At 50.6% G+C, this 16,950-nt stretch carries 23 protein-coding genes; 2 read left to right on the plus strand and 21 right to left on the minus strand.

The genetic code is table 11. The features are described 5' to 3' along the window. Nucleotides 1-20 precede the first annotated feature (20 nt). The 15 genes from GWK76_03585 to GWK76_03655 all read right to left on the minus strand — a co-directional run bounded on the left by GWK76_03585 (nt 21) and on the right by GWK76_03655 (nt 11,470). Complete coding sequence (locus GWK76_03585) at nt 21-509, minus strand: NUDIX domain-containing protein (protein QHU92368.1); 489 nt, start codon at nt 507-509, stop codon at nt 21-23. A gap of 3 nt (nt 510-512) precedes the next feature. Continuing rightward, on the minus strand, nt 513-1,151 hold the full coding sequence (locus GWK76_03590; GenBank protein QHU92369.1) for a 2,3-bisphosphoglycerate-dependent phosphoglycerate mutase: 639 nt from the start codon (nt 1,149-1,151) through the stop codon (nt 513-515). Nucleotides 1,152-1,171: 20 nt separating this feature from the next. Next, entirely contained in the window at nt 1,172-1,696 is a 525-nt protein-coding gene (locus GWK76_03595; GenBank protein ID QHU92370.1) for an NUDIX domain-containing protein, read from the minus strand. Beyond that, the gene (rny, locus tag GWK76_03600) at nt 1,696-3,186 is read right to left on the minus strand and encodes a ribonuclease Y (GenBank protein QHU92371.1); all 1,491 of its coding nucleotides are present in this window, start codon (nt 3,184-3,186) and stop codon (nt 1,696-1,698) included. Before rny ends, GWK76_03595 begins: the two co-directional genes overlap by 1 nt. Nucleotides 3,187-3,341: 155 nt before the next feature. Then, nucleotides 3,342-3,716 carry a hypothetical protein gene (locus GWK76_03605; protein ID QHU92372.1) on the minus strand — a complete coding sequence of 125 codons (375 nt, stop codon included), beginning with the start codon at nt 3,714-3,716 and terminating at the stop codon, nt 3,342-3,344. Further along, on the minus strand, nt 3,713-4,189 hold the full coding sequence (gene tsaE, locus GWK76_03610) for a tRNA (adenosine(37)-N6)-threonylcarbamoyltransferase complex ATPase subunit type 1 TsaE (protein QHU92373.1): 477 nt from the start codon (nt 4,187-4,189) through the stop codon (nt 3,713-3,715). Before tsaE ends, GWK76_03605 begins: the two co-directional genes overlap by 4 nt. Beyond that, nucleotides 4,186-4,770 carry a hypothetical protein gene (locus tag GWK76_03615; protein ID QHU92374.1) on the minus strand — a complete coding sequence of 195 codons (585 nt, stop codon included), beginning with the start codon at nt 4,768-4,770 and terminating at the stop codon, nt 4,186-4,188. Before GWK76_03615 ends, tsaE begins: the two co-directional genes overlap by 4 nt. Nucleotides 4,771-4,797: 27 nt before the next feature. Next, nucleotides 4,798-5,085, minus strand: coding sequence for a hypothetical protein (locus GWK76_03620; protein QHU92375.1), 288 nt, complete (start codon nt 5,083-5,085; stop codon nt 4,798-4,800). Beyond that, complete coding sequence (locus GWK76_03625) at nt 5,082-5,711, minus strand: hypothetical protein (GenBank protein ID QHU92376.1); 630 nt, start codon at nt 5,709-5,711, stop codon at nt 5,082-5,084. The genes GWK76_03620 and GWK76_03625 overlap by 4 nt, the downstream gene beginning before the upstream one ends. After that, on the minus strand, nt 5,708-6,268 hold the full coding sequence (locus GWK76_03630; protein ID QHU92377.1) for a hypothetical protein: 561 nt from the start codon (nt 6,266-6,268) through the stop codon (nt 5,708-5,710). Before GWK76_03630 ends, GWK76_03625 begins: the two co-directional genes overlap by 4 nt. Beyond that, nucleotides 6,261-7,310 carry a pilus assembly protein PilM gene (locus GWK76_03635; protein ID QHU92378.1) on the minus strand — a complete coding sequence of 350 codons (1,050 nt, stop codon included), beginning with the start codon at nt 7,308-7,310 and terminating at the stop codon, nt 6,261-6,263. The genes GWK76_03630 and GWK76_03635 overlap by 8 nt, the downstream gene beginning before the upstream one ends. Before the next feature lie 60 nt (nt 7,311-7,370). Continuing rightward, complete coding sequence (locus GWK76_03640) at nt 7,371-8,597, minus strand: type II secretion system F family protein (GenBank protein QHU92379.1); 1,227 nt, start codon at nt 8,595-8,597, stop codon at nt 7,371-7,373. Further along, nucleotides 8,598-10,379 carry a type II/IV secretion system protein gene (locus GWK76_03645; GenBank protein QHU92380.1) on the minus strand — a complete coding sequence of 594 codons (1,782 nt, stop codon included), beginning with the start codon at nt 10,377-10,379 and terminating at the stop codon, nt 8,598-8,600. 55 nt (nt 10,380-10,434) lie between these two features. Then, a complete protein-coding gene (locus GWK76_03650; protein QHU92381.1) occupies nt 10,435-10,776 on the minus strand; it encodes a hypothetical protein in 342 nt (113 codons plus the stop codon). Then, the gene (locus GWK76_03655) at nt 10,766-11,470 is read right to left on the minus strand and encodes an NUDIX domain-containing protein (protein QHU92382.1); all 705 of its coding nucleotides are present in this window, start codon (nt 11,468-11,470) and stop codon (nt 10,766-10,768) included. Before GWK76_03655 ends, GWK76_03650 begins: the two co-directional genes overlap by 11 nt. A 90-nt stretch (nt 11,471-11,560) precedes the next feature. Between GWK76_03655 and GWK76_03660 the strand changes: the two genes are divergently transcribed. After that, nucleotides 11,561-12,886, plus strand: a complete 1,326-nt coding sequence (locus tag GWK76_03660) for an HD domain-containing protein (GenBank protein ID QHU92383.1) — start codon at nt 11,561-11,563, stop codon at nt 12,884-12,886. Here GWK76_03660 and trmB read toward each other — a convergent pair. Continuing rightward, nucleotides 12,870-13,538, minus strand: a complete 669-nt coding sequence (gene trmB, locus GWK76_03665; protein QHU92384.1) for a tRNA (guanosine(46)-N7)-methyltransferase TrmB — start codon at nt 13,536-13,538, stop codon at nt 12,870-12,872. The genes GWK76_03660 and trmB overlap by 17 nt on opposite strands. A 21-nt stretch (nt 13,539-13,559) precedes the next feature. On the opposite strand from trmB, the gene GWK76_03670 reads away from it, so the two are divergent. Next, complete coding sequence (locus GWK76_03670) at nt 13,560-14,462, plus strand: mechanosensitive ion channel (GenBank protein QHU92385.1); 903 nt, start codon at nt 13,560-13,562, stop codon at nt 14,460-14,462. 7 nt (nt 14,463-14,469) lie between these two features. On the opposite strand, the gene GWK76_03675 is transcribed toward GWK76_03670, so the two are convergent. From GWK76_03675 to GWK76_03695, 5 genes are all read right to left on the minus strand, one after another. Continuing rightward, entirely contained in the window at nt 14,470-14,886 is a 417-nt protein-coding gene (locus tag GWK76_03675) for a hypothetical protein (GenBank protein ID QHU92386.1), read from the minus strand. Further along, nucleotides 14,879-15,421, minus strand: coding sequence for a hypothetical protein (locus tag GWK76_03680; protein ID QHU92387.1), 543 nt, complete (start codon nt 15,419-15,421; stop codon nt 14,879-14,881). Before GWK76_03680 ends, GWK76_03675 begins: the two co-directional genes overlap by 8 nt. 43 nt (nt 15,422-15,464) lie before the next feature. Next, nucleotides 15,465-15,740, minus strand: coding sequence for a hypothetical protein (locus GWK76_03685; GenBank protein QHU92388.1), 276 nt, complete (start codon nt 15,738-15,740; stop codon nt 15,465-15,467). A gap of 48 nt (nt 15,741-15,788) precedes the next feature. Continuing rightward, nucleotides 15,789-16,010, minus strand: a complete 222-nt coding sequence (locus tag GWK76_03690; GenBank protein ID QHU92389.1) for a hypothetical protein — start codon at nt 16,008-16,010, stop codon at nt 15,789-15,791. Nucleotides 16,011-16,104: 94 nt separating this feature from the next. Continuing rightward, complete coding sequence (locus GWK76_03695) at nt 16,105-16,875, minus strand: A/G-specific adenine glycosylase (protein ID QHU92390.1); 771 nt, start codon at nt 16,873-16,875, stop codon at nt 16,105-16,107. Nucleotides 16,876-16,950: the final 75 nt, after the last annotated feature.

Genomic DNA, 16,950 nt, shown 5'->3' on the forward strand with positions numbered 1-16,950 from the left:
TTAGCAAACATCCCCATTAATTAGTTCACTTCATTAAATAAACCAAGCGCCAAGGCCCGACGAATGGCAACCTTATACCCCTCAGGCATGTTGAGCTTATTGACCTCATCCGGAGAAACAAGCATCAATTCTTTATGTTCACGACTGAAGTGCGGTGTTGCACCCTCGACCGCTTTCACAAAATATGTAACCACAAAAACGTGACGATACGGAAAAATTGTATACACCCAATTGTGAACATTCATCCCAACTGATATATCAATGTTCAATTCTTCATGAACTTCACGTTGCACGCACGCTGTTGGGCTTTCCCCGAGATCTAATTTTCCTCCCGGCAGCTCCCATTCGCTACGCTCATTTCGCAAGAGCGGAATCTGACCGTTAAGAGAGATGACAGCCTTAACAGAAATTGGCAATTGATATTCAAAATAATCAATATCCCGCTTGACCAAATAAGGCTGGGCGAGCGACTTAACTTCAATCGTTTCCTTTTGCCAAGCCTTGAACATAAATTACGCGTTCACCGCCTCAATCTCTACCGACAATACGTCTTTATTCGTCGGTAGATCAGACGTCGGCTCAAAGGTGTAAACCAGTAGCTGACCAAACGGCATTTCCACATGGGCCATGTCTGCTTCTGGCACGTGGTCGAGATGTTTCATCAGCGCGCGGATAGAATTACCATGCGCCACTAATAGAATGTTCTCACCCGCCTGTAATTTCGGTAGTATCTCCTGCTCAAAATATGGCACGACCCGCGCATAAACATCCTTGAGCGTTTCACCGCCCGGCACCGGATAATCCCAACCGCGTCGGATGCCATTGAACGCTTCCTCGCCAATCTCAGCCTTGACTTCCCACTTATTTTTACCGGTCAGATCGCCATAGTCACGCTCGTTCAGCTCGGCCGCCTGTGTCGTCGGTAAACTGCCCTTACCGCGCCCCTCAAGCAATGCGTCCAGCGTTTGGTGCGTCCGCTTGAGCGCCGACGTATACGCCTCATCAAACCTGATGTCTTTGAGTAGCGCACCCAGCCGCACTGTGTCGGCCCGCCCTTTTTCCGTAAGCCCCACGTCCGTCCAGCCCGTCCACTTGCCGAGCAGATTCCATTCGCTCTCGCCGTGTCGACTGATAACTAATATTCCCATCATTCCTCCTCCGTTTATTTTTCCTACGAACCAAATCCCACGAATTGCGTAACCGCCTCTTGACGTTCGTCATTGCCGTCAACGATTAGCGTTTCGACATAGCCGCCTGGCCGATGATGAGCCCAATGTGGTATTGACCACGCGAATCCTTCATTGCTTGCCAGCACTGCGTCGCGGCTCAGGAACTGATAGGCGTCAATTTCCGACTGTTGCAAGACGATCTGCCTAAGTCGCGCATCATCCAGCACCGCCCGAAAGATATATTGATGCGCCAGTCCTTTGTCGCTGGAGCGTGAGGCTACCGCAAAAAACGAGACTTCATCCTCGGTGACGACTAACCCGACCTCTTCCTGGGTTTCGCGAAGTGCTGCCTGTAGCGGCGTTTCGCCAGCGTCAACCATACCACCGGGCAGACTCCAGTGCGTCTTGTAATACGCCTTGACTGTGAGCAGCTCGCTCGCCGGATTTTCAATCAGCAGCGCAGCACTGGCGATCCGAGTGTCCTGCGTCTTTAGCCACTCCTCATGCGGCAACCAACCACTTCTCATTATTTTGCGTACTCGATCGCCCGTGTTTCACGGATGACGTTAACCTTGATAGTGCCTGGGTACTGCATGGTTGATTCAATTTTAGTAGCGATATCGCGCGACAGTTTGAATGCGCTCAGATCATCAATATCCTCTGACCGGACAATCACCCGCACTTCGCGCCCCGCAGAAATTGCATAGGCTTTATCAACACCATTAAAGCTGGTCGCCACATTTTCTAGATCGCGCATCCGCTCAGCAAAGTTCTCAGCCGAAATATTGCGCGCTCCTGGCCGAGCAGCGCTGGCAGCGTCGCACACTCGCACGATCAGTGCCTCTGGTGTCGTCGCCTCGATATCATCGTGATGCGCTTCGATGGCGTGAACGATCCGCTCATCCATGCCGTATTTGCGCGCTAGCTCGGCACCGATGTGGTGATGCTTGCCCTCGATCTTGTGCGTCACCGCCTTGCCAACGTCATGCAGCAGTGTCGCGATTTTCGTGATGCGTACATCGGCACCAATTTCCTCAGCGATCATTCCAGCCATCTGAGCCATCTCGGTGGAATGCTTCAATACGTTCTGCCCGTAACTCGTTCGGAATTTCAGCTCACCTAGCAGTCGCTGCATTTCCTTCGGGATGCCGACAACGCCAGTTTCGCGCATGGCGTCCTCGCCGGCCTGCTTGACTTCTTTATCGATCTGTTTTTTCGCCTTGGCGACGACTTCTTCGATGCGCGCTGGATGGATACGGCCATCTTTCATCAACATCTCAAGGCTCAAGCGAGCCACCTGCCGGCGAATCGGATCAAAACTCGACAGCACGATCATACCCGGCGTGTCATCCACCAAAATATCGACACCAGTCTCGCGCTGCAGTGCCTGAATGTTGCGGCCTTCTTTACCGATAATCCGACCTTTCATCTCATCATCAGTCAGCTTAACAGCCGTGACTGTTCGCTCAGCCGTTACCTCGCTGCTCATCCGCTCCATCGCTGTGAGCAAGATCATCTGCGCCCGTTCCTCGGCGTCATCCATAGCCTCGTGTTGTAATTTCGACACCAAGCTAACCAAATCGTTCTTAATATCGCGCTCGGTCATTTGCATGAGCTTGTCGGCAGCATCCTTTTTCTTCAAGCCCGCAATCTTCTCGAGCTTCTCCTGCTGACGCGTGCGAATAGTGCGAATCTCTTCCTTGAGATTGTCAACCTCATCTTCGTGCGTGCGTAGCTTCTCCGCCCGCTTATCTAGTTCGTCCAATTTCCGATCCAGCGTCTGCTCGCGATCCGCCAACCGATTCTCGGTCTTTTGCCACTCGCGGCGGCGCTCATTTTCGATTTTTAAGGCTTCGTCCTTAGCCTTCAGGACAATGTCGCTGGCCTTACTCTTTGCCTCGGCAATGTCACGCTCAATTTGCGACTTGCCATTAGCTTGCCTTGTTCGCTGATAGGCGTAAAAACCGCCCACGCCAAGTGCCGCGCCAACCAAGCCGCCAATAACTATTCCTACCATATGATTTCCTTTCTTTTCTGACCAATCGCCCCGGGTATACACCCCGAGAAATGTATCAACGACTGACCATATTCAACTGATGCAATAAAACGGCCCAAGCCACTAATCTAAAGCCGCCTTACTTTTATTGTACGATATTGCGGAGGAAAATACCACTATTTGCGCGGAGCCGTGATGTGAGCTTCGCCGCCATATTCGGGGAGAATAATCGTGTCGTTTTCGCCGTGCTTCAGCCGCTCCAGACAGTCATCTCGCCAGTGATCGCCACTACTGCTAACGATCGGAACGCCGAGTCCCTCCGCCAACGTGTTTGCCACCGCACAGCCAATTCTCAGTCCCGTAAAGCTACCCGGCCCACGCATGATACCGATACCACTAATACAATGAATGCCACCCGTCTGTTCATCCAAAAATCGTAGCAGCCCTCGGGCTAAACCACGACCCGCTTCCCAAGCCACCTCTCGCCAGGTATCACCCTGAATAATCGTTAAACGGCACGTCATCGTCGATGTATCGAGCAGAATAATCACGCTAACTCCTCGTCCGCCGCACTAATTGCCGCGAGGAGTGCCTGGCTCGTCGGCCCGCCAGCACTCAGCGTGACACACCGCGACTGTTCGTCAATTGCTAGAATCCTCGCTGTCAGTCGATCGGCCGGCAGCACCTGCTTGACGGCACCAGCCCACTCAACCACTGTCACGGTCTGTGGCTGCATGGTTACCTCGCGAATTTCCTCCGCCATGATGCCCGCCTCACCCAATCGATAAAAATCATAATGAGCCAGCGTCAAGTCGCCCGGTGACTGGTACACACGAGAAATAGTAAATGTCGGGCTCTGCACCGGTTCGGTAATGTCGAGACCCTTGGCGATACCCTTCGTTAGCGTTGTCTTGCCGGCACCAATGTCCCCGACCAGCTCAATAACTTCCCCGCCTTTGAGGTTGCGCCCAATTGTTTGACCCAACTGCTGCATCGCCAGTGAGCTAGCAACTACTGAGGTCATTTGCTATCGCTGCCGTCAGCTTCGGCCGCAGGATGCGCCTTTCGGAATGGATTTTCGAACGTTGCCTGTGGCTGCACAACCGGCTCCTTGTGGCGGATCTCTGGCGTCTTGACAACGATATGTTCGTCAGTCACACGAACGATCTGCGAACGATGAATCAGCAGTTCAGTATCGCCAAAACTCTTGAGTAGCGGTCGCCGCACCCGGAGCTGCTGAATGACAAAATTACCGGCCTCCAACGTGTAGCCGATGACCTTGCCAACCTTATGATTTTTTTCATCAATGACCCGCTTACCAACTAGTGCGAACTGAAACTCATATACTTCCTTGATCTTCAGGACGTCGCTCGGCATAATCAGCTCGTCCGCCGAATCAATGATCAGACCCAGCGGCCCAATTTCCCGCACATCGGCGATCCGCAGTAAACTCGGCGATTGATCAAGCGTCGGCCCTTCTAGCTCATACGCCACGATCGATAAATTGCGCGGGTCGATCACCGCCCGCGATGTCCGTGCCAGCTCCGAGCCAGTCTGCAGGCTCATCACCGGTGCGTTATCAAATCGTTCAGCAGAAATTAGCATACTTCTCACATTATAGCGATATCCACGCTATTCGGCAAACAGGTTCGTCCGCCCCGCCGGCAGACTAAAATTGGCGTTGGCGGTATCGCGCGTACGGAAACTGTTGATCTGGTCAATCGTCTTCTGGTCAAATCGCGTCGTCTGTTGTTGGATGGTATCTTCTTTTGGATTCGACGAGGCGAGTAGACTGTAGAGCAGGAAAATTGCCACAGACACACCAACCACCACCGTCAATGTATAGAGGATAACGTGGTAGCGATGGAAAAACCGCGACACCAGTGTACCAATTTGTGAAATATCAGGTGAATTTTTCATCGAACATATACCTCCACATCCAGAGTTTGCGTACTCACTTGGCCTGCCCCCTCAGCCTTGGACATGCTGACACTAGCGATCTGCATCCGCGTCAAGTTCTGCTCAATCAAATGCATAAATCGAAGCAGCGCCATGTAATCTGTTTTTTCGTTGAGGCGGACCGACACTTTCATGCTTTTTGGCCCGGCAGCGCTGTTTGAACCGGAGCTATTATTCGTACCCGAGGTTCCTGATGAACCCGAGTTTGACTTGGCTCCAGCCGAGCCTGATGTGAAGGTGAACCCAGCAATGCCAACGCCTGATTGATTGGCGTAAGTAGTGAGGTCATTGATGATCTGATTCTGATATTGATATTGCTGAGTTTCTGCTACTAGCTGCCGAGCCTTGGCAACACTATCCTTATATTTTTCCATCTCCTTTTCCAGCCGCGCTAGATTTTGCACCTTAGCATCAACCGCTTTTGCCTCAGTCTGAATCTTAGAGACTTCCTCAGCGGTACCCTGCAGCATGGTGTAGCCGAAATAAACGATCCCTCCCATGCCGACCAAGATCAGTACTAGCGACAGCGCAAAGACGATCCGCATGGTCACCGCCGGTGTCATTTTTTCTCGTTTTCTCTCACTCATTGCTTCGCGACCTCCGGCACCATCGTCACATTAATTGTAATATTGATTGGGTAACCGTCCTTGTTTTCTTTTTCGGCCACCGCCGAGGCGAGATTAACATCCTTAAAGAGGTTTGACTGCTGAAAACTGTCCTTCAGCCGCAGTGCATCGCCATACGTTTTGCCGCGTGCGTTGATAGTCATCGGCGTGCCGAGCTTCTTGCTATCCAGCGTCAACGTTTGCAAAATTGTTCCCGATGGCATCGCCTGGGCAATCTTGAGTGCCACCTTTGAATATCGCACGTCTTTATCAAGGATTGCTTTAGCGATCTTGAGATTTGCGCTAAATGATTCATAGTCCTGCTGAACTTTTTGATACTGCAGCGCCCGACGGTTACCCGTCTCAATCGTCTGCTGAGCAGTCGTTTTTGCATGCTCCATGATCAAATAAATACCTACTGTCGCCACGATGAGTAAGAAGCCGAGGATTAACGACACCACGCAGTAGCGCCACAATATCACATTTGACCGGCCGGCGACAATCTCACGTTTAACTTTCGGCGGTAATAGATTAATCATGCCAAATCTCCTCCGCTCGCACCAGTGATAAGCCAGCTGCTGTCATAAACCGCGGTCGTAGCTGTTTGGCCGGCGGTGCTAAATTATTAAAGTTCAGCGACTGCCACGGACTAGCCACTCGTGCTGGCAGGGTCAGCTCGCCCGTAAAGTACTCACCAAGCCCTGGCACACTACTACCGCTACCAACGATCAACACCTGTTCAAGGCGGGATTCATCCGGGAAGCGATCGGTGTAGTAGCGAATAACTTTCTGGATTTCACCGATGATCCGCTGCAGGCTCGGCTTTAGTGCCTCGGTAATCTTTTCCTGACGAGGGCCAGTGTTGAGGCCGTTAAGCACCTTGAATTGGTGCGCTGTCTCGAGTGGTACGTTCAATTTTTTCGCGATGTCAAGCGTCAATGTATTGCCACCAATGTTTAGACCACCGGTCACGCGAATTGCCGCATCAAGAATAGCGATATCGGTCGTCGCCGGGCCGATGTCAACGATGACTGTCGGCAGCGACCCCTCTTTGGTTCGCTCAAGCAGTCGTGCCACCGCATTGATACTCGGCTCAATCATCGCCACCTCAATACCGCACGATTCAACAATTGCCAGCTGCTCGTCAACAATCTTTTGTGGCACTGCGCACATCAATACCGATAAATTCTCTTTGCCGCGCTTGATAATCTGATGATCGACGTAGAGCGAATCAAGCGGCATCGGCACATACTGCTCGACCTCGAGATTCACCGCCTCCTCAATCTTATTTTCCTGCTTGATCGGCAGCGCAAAGGTGCGCGCGTATGTCTTGGTCGTCGGCAACCCCAGCACCACGCGGTTACTGCCAAGCCGTCCGACAATATTTTTTTCAAACATCTGATTGATCTTGCCGCAGAGATACTCTGCCCGGTCATCGCTCTCGTCCTTCGCCGGATCCAGCTCAATTGCGCCGTATCCATGCACCGTCATCCGTGCCATATCGACTGACATTACCCGAACGCCGGCCTTGTTAATATCAAGCCCGATGATCGGCTTTGACTTGTAGAAAATATTTGCCACTATCGTTTGCCCACATCTCTTCTTTTTGTTAAGTATAGCATAAGCATTTTGAAAAACCAACTACCCCTTAATTTGATTTGCTAATCCAGTAATCGGCATCATCACCGCCGCCGCGATCAAGCCGACCATACCACCCATAAAGACGATCATCACCGGCTCAATCGTCGAGCTCAAACCGCTAATCGCTGCATCGACCTCTTCCTCATAAAAATCCGCCACCTTGACCAGCACCTTATCCGTCTGGCCCGTCTCTTCACCGACCGCCAGCATCTGGCCAACGATTGGTGGATAGAGATCTTCGCGCTCATTGATAATCCGCGACAAGACCTCGCCATTCTTAATGCGCTTGGCAGCATCAAGCAATGAATCTTGATACACCGTGTTACCGACTGCCCGGGCCGTTACTTCCAGCGCCTCGAGTACCGACACACCCGCACCGATCAGCGCCGAGAAGGTACGGGTAAATCGCGCCACTGCCACCTTACGAATAATCTTACTGATGATCGGCGCTTTCAAGACAAAATGATGGAACTTAACCTTACCTTTGGGCGACTTGATATAGCGAAGAAGGACGTACACACCGCCAAATAACAGCGGGAAAATAATATACCAAAAACTTACCATAAACTGGCTGATACTCATCAGTATCTGCGTCAGGGCTGGTAGCTCCGCGTCCTCGCCCGCCAGATCCTTAATCGTCTTGCCAATCATTGGCAAGACAAAAATCATCAAACCAAAGAATGCCCCGATAGTGATGACGATCAGCACCATTGGATAGGTCATAGCGCTCTTGATCTTCTTTTTCATTGATGAGTTCTTTTCCTGCTGCAGGGCCAGGCGCTTCAAAATATCGTCCAAAATACCACCTGTTTCACCAGCACGCACCATGTTCACATACACATCACTGAAGGCCTCAGGGTGCTTACTCAGCGCATCAGCGAACGAGGTACCGCCTTCAATCTCCTTAGATACTGCATTCAAAATCTCACGAAAATGCGGACTTTCGGCGTGCTGGGCCATCGAGTTAAGCGACCTGAGGATCGGTACACCGGCAGACACCATGGTGCTAAGCTGCCTGGTAAAGCTAACCAGCTCCTCGGTCGGCACTGACTTCTTACCACCCCCAAAGCGAAGGCCCTTCTTTTCATCGCCAGCTTCCTTGAGGTCGACCAACTTCATACCCTGAGCTTGAATGAGCTGGATAGCACTGGCGCGGCTACTGGCTTCTAGCTCGCCGTTGATCGGCTGATTGTTATTTTTAGTTGCGATATATTTAAATTTTGTCATTTATTGCTCCCTTGTTGCTCTCAAAACTTCCTCTAGCGTTGTCACGCCACGCAGCGACTTAACGAAACCATCTGTCTGCATCGTTACCATTCCTTCAGTAATCGCCTGCTGCTGAATCTCATTACTGGTGGCGTTGGCAGTGATCATTTTTTGGATTGGAATCGAAATACCGAGGACTTCGTAAATACCAACGCGCCCCTTGAAACCATTATGACCGCACTCATCACAGCCCTCAGGATTTGGCCGCCACAAATATTGAATCGTCACGTCAGTCGAGCCGAGCGGTGTATTGCCACCAATCTTGTCAGCTGCCGCCTGCTGCTCCAGCGCGTGCAGCCGCTGCATCGAGCCCTGCTTGAGATTAAACATCTGGACGATGTAGGCGAGCTCTCCGGCGTCCGGCACATACTGCTGACGGCAGTGCATACACAACCGCCGCACCAAGCGCTGGCCGATCACCGCTTTGACCGTCGAAGCGATCAAGAACGGCTCAATTCCCATATCAAGGAGACGCGGCAGACAAGTGGCTGCGTTGTTGGTGTGGAGCGTCGAAAACACCAAGTGCCCGGTCAGCGCTGCCTGCACGCCCAGGTTGGCAGTTTCACCGTCGCGAATCTCACCAACCATGATGATGTTCGGGTCTTGACGGAGCAGTGCGCGCAGTCCTGAAGCGAAGGTCATGCCGGCTTTGGCGTTAGTCTGGGTTTGGTTGACCCCGGGGATCTTGTATTCAACCGGATCTTCAATGGTCGAGATATTCACATCTGGCGTATTAAGTTCTGATAGCACACTAAACAAGCTAGTCGACTTTCCCGAACCAGTTGGCCCGGTCACCAAGATCATGCCATTTGGTTGCGCCATAGCATCCTTGAGCGTACTCAGCGACAACCCCCAATAGCCGAGGCTATCAAGGGCAACTGCCTGGTTGGACTCGTCCAAAATACGCATGACGATTTTCTCGCCATCAGCGATTGGCAGCGTCGACACACGCAGCGCGTATTGCTTACCAGAAACCTTAATCTTGAAGCGGCCATCTTGCGGCACGCGGCGTTCGTCAATTTTTAGGTTTGACAGGATTTTGATACGACTAACCAGTGCACCTTGGACATTGCGCGGCAATTTATTCACTTCCTTGAGCACACCATCAATTCGGTAACGAACTTGGACGAAATCCTCGCGCGGCTCAATGTGGATGTCTGAGGCACCCGACTTGATAGCATATTCCAGCAGCAAATTAACCGTCTGGGCGATCGGCGAATTCTCAGAAATTTCCTCCTCAGAAACATTTTGTGACTCTGATTCAGCACCACTCTGAATTGACACCACCTCGTCCAGCTCATCGGTAATATTACCGCGATAATTTTCCAGGCAGTCAAGAATGTTGTTTTTTGTCGCCAGGAATACCTTGATGTTGTAGCCAATCTCTTTCTGGATGAAGTTCAGTGCCTGTACATCATCCGGGTCTTCCATCGCCAGACTCAAGACGCCGTTATCATCAACCGCAAACAATACGACATTGTACTGACGAGCGATGTGCTCGGGGATACGCTTGAGAACGTCGTCAGGAATATCCTTTGGCTCAATGGTCACAAACGGCACATTGATATATTCACCAATTTTTTGCCCGAGCTGCGCCTCACTCAGAACCCTGTGCTCCAAGATAATCGTCTGCAATGAATGGTGCGTACGTTCCGCCTCCATTTTTAACTCAGCCAGCTGTGACTCAGAAATTACCTCACCCTGGCGCAAAATCTTCTCAATACTACTGTCAGAAATGCGCATAATTACCCTTATGCTTGAGTATAGCGCATATCGTATGGGAGTTCAATGAGAAATATTAGCGATTATCGCCCTGCCCATGCAGCTGCTGGCGGGCTTGGCGACTGGCCAGTTTTTGGTTGTTCATCTGGGCAACTTCCTCGAGGCTAGAGCCGAGCAGGTGCGCCACCGTATTGACATACCATAGCACGTCGCCTAATTCTTTGAGAATTTCTGTGCGGTCATCGTCTGTCAGTATTCCCTGCTTGTCGCGAACCAGCTTTTTGAACTTTTCAGCCACTTCGCCCGATTCGCCAACCAGTCCAAGCACTTGCGCCATCAGTCGCGCATCAACCTCCCCATATTCATGCGTACCAATCAGTGTCGCGATGGCTTTCTTGGCGTACTCATCAATTGTCATAGTTTCTCCTTTCAATTACCTCATTTAATTCTGCCACAAATTCCTCAAAAAAGAACGGGTCGTGAAAGAACGTCCGTGCTACGATTTGCTCAACCGCTGGTGCTAAGTCATAATCCGCCAATCGATGCGGACGGGCCCACACCAATTCTCTGCCCGCCACGACCTCATCAGTCTCACCATAAAACACGTGCGCCAACGTTGATGATAATATTTCCTTCCCCACAAGGACACGAATATAGCAATCACCCGCGTGTGTCAGCGGCAGCTTGTCCACCGCTAATTTCTCGCGTACCTCCCGCTGAGCGGCGCTGAGTACCGACTCGTCATCAATGTGTAGCTTGCCATAGGGCAGTGTCCAGGTGTCGACATGCGGCTGCTTAGTGCGCCGTTGGAGCAACACATCGCCATTGGCATTTTGGACGACAATCATAGTAATAATTTTTGGTTGGGTACGAATTTTGAGCGATTTAATACTAACTCTATCGACATACGACAACCCCTCCCGCCCGAGACAGTATCCATCATCCGTCTTGATGACGAATCCTCGCTTCTTCAATATATTTAAGTGGTAGGTATAGAGATTAGTATCGACTTTTGGCGGCCGCATATCCCGAAACCGTGCATATTTTATATGCATCAACACACCAAGAATATGCTTCTGAATATGATGCTCGGGGATAAATTGGTCAATCATAGTTGAGTCAAATTATACTTGCTAGAATTATACTTGGCAAGTAAATACAATTGATGAGTGATATAATTATCTTATTATCAAGGAGGAAATATGGCTCACGATGCAGAACAAGCTCAAGCTGGGGTGGATAATATCAAACCTGTGGAATTGCTAGAGACGCTACGCCAAAAGAAATATCCATCAGTAGAGTTGTTGAATGGTCAGGCCCTCGACACACTTCTGTGTGATATGGAGCGATGGTCACTGCTTCTGAAAATGTCAAATCTGGCAATTGAATCCTCTTGCTTAGTGGATAACTTTTCAGGCGTTGAACGCATACCTCGACGAAAAAACGGAGATCGTGAAACGGATGTAGAGCATAGTCTTCTACTAGCAACGCTAGCTCCAAATCTAGCACAAATGCTCTACCCTGATCTTGATATAGATCGTATCCGCCACTACAGCCTTGTTCACGACATGATAGAGATTGAGGTCGGTGATGTCGCAACGTTTAACCTATCACCAGACGAACAGGCCGAGAAAGAACGTCGCGAACAGATAGCCTTAGAAAAATTACTAAAGGAACTACCGCCACTTGAAGCCGAAGCGTTAGAGTCATATGAGAAGCAGGGTACACCAGAGGCTCGTTTTGTCCGCCTCGTTGACAAACTTCTTCCGGCTGTGGTTGACATCACTGGTCAGGGTACTCGAGTTGTCGAAGAAGACTTCGGCGTCGCAAGTATCGACGACCTTCGTAGTTCCCACGATAAACTAGCCATTAAGTGGCGAGACATGTTCCATAACGAATTCCCTGAACTTGAACAACTCTACGCTGTCCTTGCCTATCTTTTTGAAAATAAGTATGAACAAGAACGTCAGGAGCAAAAAGAAACTCACATACCGGAACGACCAAACCAACTGAAAGAAGTCGAAAGAAAGTGGCTCATCGACCCAGATAATCTTCCTGATGATCTAGAGAACTATCCTCATGCTGATCTTAAGCAAGGATATTTAGCAGTTAGTGGTGATGGATCCGAAACACGTATTCGTAGCTTCGGTGATGGCAAGCGGTTTGAACTGACTGTCAAGACTGCTGGTACAGTTGTGCGCGGCGAGCAAAACATTAAGATAACTGACGAGATGTTCAAGGCACTCTGGCCGCAGACCAAAGGCAATCGCGTTGAAAAAACTAGATACTACATACCCTTTACTGACAGTAACAATAACCAGCACACGATTGAGCTTGATGTGTATGCGGGACATTTATCAGGACTAGTCACAGCAGAGATTGAATTCAGCGGTCGCGAAACGGATGCATCGGTTCGTGCGGATGCCTTCACGCCGCCAGGGTGGTTTGGTGATGATGTCAGCGAAGACAAGCGATATAAAAACCGTTCCCTCGCCTCAATGCAACATGGTTTCATGAAGCTCGGCTAACGGATTTCCCTGCTCGCACAAACCCAATCACCTTCCCCTCGCCAACCCACCGCTGTTCGTAGGTTGTCATGATCCGGGCATCGCTCTCCTTACTAAATCGCTCCGATTCGTGCAGATCAAACATTAGCTCCCGAAGCTGCCAGCCAGCCACCACCAGCTGCTCCAAGCTCCAGCAGAAAAAGTCGTGATCATCATGCTTGAGTAGTAGCTCGCCGCCCTCATCAAGCAACTTTGCGTACTGCGTTAAAAAATGCGGGTGCGTCAAACGCCGACCACTGGAGCGCTGGCGTGGAAACGGATCGGGGAAAGTAACCCACAACTGACTGAGTGATCCAGCCTCACATAACTCACCCAGCTGATCCGCTCGTGCCCGCACAAGCCAGATGTTCGTGAGGCCGCGTCGCTCGGCCTCACGTGCCCCTTTTTGCAATCGATCGGCCTTGACATCAACCGCCAGAAGCCGCTGCTCGGGATGGCGCGCCGCCAGCTCGACACTAAACAGTCCCGTTCCCGCACCGACCTCCAGCACATCAATCGACCGCGGTGTCCACTCATCATACTCAAAACAAAGTGGCGAATTGTTAAATAATGCAAATTTATACTTCTTGCGTCGCCGGGTGATAACGAATTGATTTGGATCGACAAAACTCATACTTTTCATTATACTAAACTCATGATGGATACGCTTATCAAGCAACTGTTAAATTCGTCGCGCTTTGATGAATGGATGACTGAGCATGGACTAGGCTGGCTGGTAAGCGAGCGGATGGTTGAAACAGTCAGTATCGTCATTGGCGCGGTTATCGTTTATTATCTTGGCCGCATCTTCATTACTTGGGCAATTCGCTACGCGATCCACTCCACCGCCAAGCACCGCTCGTGGCACCGCAAAGATATCGAAAAGCGCGAAAATACCCTGACGCAGCTGATTCGTAGTTTTTGGCGCATTACCATCATTGCCTATATCGCCGCCATGGTCGCCAGCAAGTTATTCTACTTTGACTTGTCACCACTGTTTGCCAGCGCCGGCATCATTGGCGTAGCGCTCGGATTTGGTGCACAATCACTTGTCAAAGATTTTCTGGCTGGCATTTTTATCATCGCTGAAAATCAATATCGCGTCGGCGACGTGGTTGACGTCATGGGAGCGAGCGGTACTGTTGAGCGTGTCGGCACCCGGTCAACGGTACTCCGCGATGCTGACGGTAATGTACACTACTTACCAAATGGCACCATCCAGCATGTCATCAACAAAACGATGGGGTATAGCATGTCGCGCTTTACCTTACAGCTTGATCCGAGCAGCGACATTAGCCGCGCCGCTGATATCATCAACGAGACCGGCCAGCAACTGAGCAAGGAAAAATCTTGGGACAAGAAAATCATTGAACCGCCAAAATTTGTCTCCGTCGGCGATATCACCGGCCGCTCGGTCGAATTGATCGTTGCTGGTAAGGTCCAGCCATCAGATCAATGGGCGGTTACCTCAGAGATGCGCCGCCGGCTCCTCAAAGAATTTGAAAAACAAGAAATCGAGCTAGCTGTTATCCCAACGGCGATAACGCATAAAAAGTAATCATAACTCACTCTGACGAACTGTCTTGACCTTGTGTCGTCGCACCACCCGTGCCATTACCGCTACCATTGACGCCCAGCTGATCATCACTCAACACATTGCTAGCAAACGCCCGCGCACCGTCGGCCTTTTTTTCTTCTTGCTTGTATTTTTGCAGGAAATCATTCAATACCTTGCCCGTAACTTCGCCCTGTGCTTCAAACATATCCCGATTATGATCGTTGGAGTTATCAATCTGCGCCCGATACGGCACATAATCCGGTCGGCTTAAATCCACTCGGAAGGCATCTGACGAATAGTATAAGTGCATCGAGATACCAACGAGCACAATCGACACCACAATGACGCTAATTACCATCGTCAGTAATTTGTGTTGCATAGCCAGCTTGGTCAACCGGCAACTAAGTTGCTTGAGCTTATCCACGACCACCTCCGCCCGAAAGCTTCACCTTGAGCTGCTCCACCGCCACGCGGTAATCCGCCGCCAGTTTGCTCATCGTCGTCACCGATTCACTAACCTGTCGACGTGCGTCGCGCGTCTTGATCAGCTGTGCATAAAACTCGCCCGGTTTGTCGGTACAATCTGTCCTGACCAGCGCCGTCAAATTGGACTCATACTCATTGTATTGCTGAGCAAACGCCTTGCGCGCCTCTTCGTAGTCGCGAGCGATTATCACCATTCGCGAGCTGTCAACCTGCGCCAATGCCAAACGGCTATTTAGTTTGGCGATGAGATTAGTCGAGATTGTGTTGTATGCTTGGCCGGCGTTAACCCGCAGCAAGGCGTCGTTATGCTGAATCCGCTGTAATGTCGAACGAATAGACTGACACTGGCTGCGGATCAGATGGAGCGGCGGCGAACTTGGTGCAGTCTGTGCCACGGCAAGGCTTGACCACACCGTTGCGCCAGCCAAGCCAATACTGCACACAAAAAACGCGAGACTACGAAGATGTTTCATCTTTTTTATTATCTCGCGTTTTTGCGTTTAGGTCAAACTGCTACTACGACTTCTTGAAATGTTTCTCGGTGTCGGCCTTGACCGTACGAGCGGTTCCAGTAACGACATCGCCAACTTTTTGAGCGCCGACCTTGACTGCTTCAGCGCTATCTTTGGCGGCAGCCTGGGCTTTTTTGGCAGTTTTGACAGTGGCAGTTTTTAGCTCACCAGCTTTTTTCTTGATGTCAGCGCGAGTTTCTTTGCCGCTTTTTGGTGCGGTCAAAATACCAGCCGCGAAACCAGCCGCTGCCGCGCCGAGAACTGTTAATACTTTTTTCATATATATCTCCTTGTTTGTTTTTATTAAATTGATATATGGAACAGATAATTATTTTTTGCGAAAGAGTTGCACGACTTCAGTAAATAACTTTACTGGAGACAGCCACTCAGTTGCTTGCGCGATGTTAGACACCGCCGCTTCAGCCTGGTTGACGAGGCGCTTGAGCTTCGTCAGCAGTGAAATTATTACACCGAACAAGACAATAATCGTCACCGAGTGAATAATGATCACTACGGTCATCAGTATAATAACTGTTTGCATGTCTTCCATACCCTTCCTTTGTTACTGTTTATGTTTGTCGTATTGACTGTGGCTATGATAGCATAGGTAGTTTGAAATGTCAATAGCTTAGCGCTCTATTCTGTCACTTTACAGCAATGAGACCGTCCCGTTGCAGACCATCCAGTGCCGCCGCAAATCGTGGATCGTCCTGCAACTCAGCGGTAATTCCAGCGAGCGGCTGCCCGGCAACATATCGACGCAAAATCTCGCCCCGCATCTGGCGGAGACTACCGGTGAATTGTGATTGCTTGGTGTAATGACGACTGGCGGATAATTTGCCCTTTCCCTGAGATTTGAGCTCACTACCATAGTCCATCAGCGCCCAAAACCACTGACGCGGATTTGCCTGGTCCATCGTCTGCTCAACAACAGTCAATATGTCGCGATCCGCAACTGCCGTCTGGCCCGCAAAGAAATGATTGAGATAGACGGTACGAATATTGGTCTCAATGAACGGTGTTGGCACTTGATAAGCATAGTTCATGATAGCGCCAGCGGTATTGATGCCGATGCCTGGTAACTCAACGAGGTCATCTAGCGTGGCCACCGGGGCACCAGCGACAATGGCTTGTGACGCCCGGTGAAGATACTGAGCGCGGCGGTTATAGCCCAGCCCCTGCCACGCGCGGAGCACCTCGGTCAGCTCGGCCGCTGCCAGCGACTCAATATCCGGAAACTCTGCGGTAAACTCTCCGAACTTCGTCAAGACGCGAGCGACCTGGGTTTGCTGCAGCATTAGCTCACTCACCAGCACATAGTACAGGGTTGGCTGGTCACGCCACGGCATTGGCCGGTACAGTTCGCGGCCTTTTTGATGGATCAACGCCTGAAAGCGAGAGTCTTTATCATTCATTCTCCCTAGTATACCTAATTTCGAACTAGTTATCATTGCATAATCGGTCCGAACGACAGCCTGATTGAATTGCTA

The sequence above is a fragment of the Candidatus Saccharibacteria bacterium oral taxon 488 genome (assembly GCA_010202465.1).
Taxonomy (GTDB): Bacteria; Patescibacteriota; Saccharimonadia; order Saccharimonadales; family Saccharimonadaceae; genus Nanosynbacter.

What these genes read in the sequence shown, in the direction of transcription:
- GWK76_03615 (QHU92374.1), bottom strand. Translation starts at nt 4,770, where the DNA reads ATGCTAATTTCTGCTGAACGATTTGATAACGCACCGGTGATGAGCCTG.
- GWK76_03695 (QHU92390.1), bottom strand. Translation starts at nt 16,875, where the DNA reads ATGAATGATAAAGACTCTCGCTTTCAGGCGTTGATCCATCAAAAAGGC.
- GWK76_03685 (QHU92388.1), bottom strand. Translation starts at nt 15,740, where the DNA reads ATGAAAAAAGTATTAACAGTTCTCGGCGCGGCAGCGGCTGGTTTCGCG.
- GWK76_03660 (QHU92383.1), top strand. Translation starts at nt 11,561, where the DNA reads ATGGCTCACGATGCAGAACAAGCTCAAGCTGGGGTGGATAATATCAAA.
- trmB (QHU92384.1), bottom strand. Translation starts at nt 13,538, where the DNA reads ATGAGTTTTGTCGATCCAAATCAATTCGTTATCACCCGGCGACGCAAG.
- GWK76_03590 (QHU92369.1), bottom strand. Translation starts at nt 1,151, where the DNA reads ATGATGGGAATATTAGTTATCAGTCGACACGGCGAGAGCGAATGGAAT.
- GWK76_03655 (QHU92382.1), bottom strand. Translation starts at nt 11,470, where the DNA reads ATGATTGACCAATTTATCCCCGAGCATCATATTCAGAAGCATATTCTT.
- GWK76_03670 (QHU92385.1), top strand. Translation starts at nt 13,560, where the DNA reads ATGATGGATACGCTTATCAAGCAACTGTTAAATTCGTCGCGCTTTGAT.
- GWK76_03650 (QHU92381.1), bottom strand. Translation starts at nt 10,776, where the DNA reads ATGACAATTGATGAGTACGCCAAGAAAGCCATCGCGACACTGATTGGT.
- GWK76_03595 (QHU92370.1), bottom strand. Translation starts at nt 1,696, where the DNA reads ATGAGAAGTGGTTGGTTGCCGCATGAGGAGTGGCTAAAGACGCAGGAC.
- GWK76_03680 (QHU92387.1), bottom strand. Translation starts at nt 15,421, where the DNA reads ATGAAACATCTTCGTAGTCTCGCGTTTTTTGTGTGCAGTATTGGCTTG.
- rny (QHU92371.1), bottom strand. Translation starts at nt 3,186, where the DNA reads ATGGTAGGAATAGTTATTGGCGGCTTGGTTGGCGCGGCACTTGGCGTG.
- tsaE (QHU92373.1), bottom strand. Translation starts at nt 4,189, where the DNA reads ATGACCTCAGTAGTTGCTAGCTCACTGGCGATGCAGCAGTTGGGTCAA.
- GWK76_03690 (QHU92389.1), bottom strand. Translation starts at nt 16,010, where the DNA reads ATGGAAGACATGCAAACAGTTATTATACTGATGACCGTAGTGATCATT.
- GWK76_03645 (QHU92380.1), bottom strand. Translation starts at nt 10,379, where the DNA reads ATGCGCATTTCTGACAGTAGTATTGAGAAGATTTTGCGCCAGGGTGAG.
- GWK76_03630 (QHU92377.1), bottom strand. Translation starts at nt 6,268, where the DNA reads ATGATTAATCTATTACCGCCGAAAGTTAAACGTGAGATTGTCGCCGGC.
- GWK76_03625 (QHU92376.1), bottom strand. Translation starts at nt 5,711, where the DNA reads ATGAGTGAGAGAAAACGAGAAAAAATGACACCGGCGGTGACCATGCGG.
- GWK76_03620 (QHU92375.1), bottom strand. Translation starts at nt 5,085, where the DNA reads ATGAAAAATTCACCTGATATTTCACAAATTGGTACACTGGTGTCGCGG.
- GWK76_03585 (QHU92368.1), bottom strand. Translation starts at nt 509, where the DNA reads ATGTTCAAGGCTTGGCAAAAGGAAACGATTGAAGTTAAGTCGCTCGCC.
- GWK76_03640 (QHU92379.1), bottom strand. Translation starts at nt 8,597, where the DNA reads ATGACAAAATTTAAATATATCGCAACTAAAAATAACAATCAGCCGATC.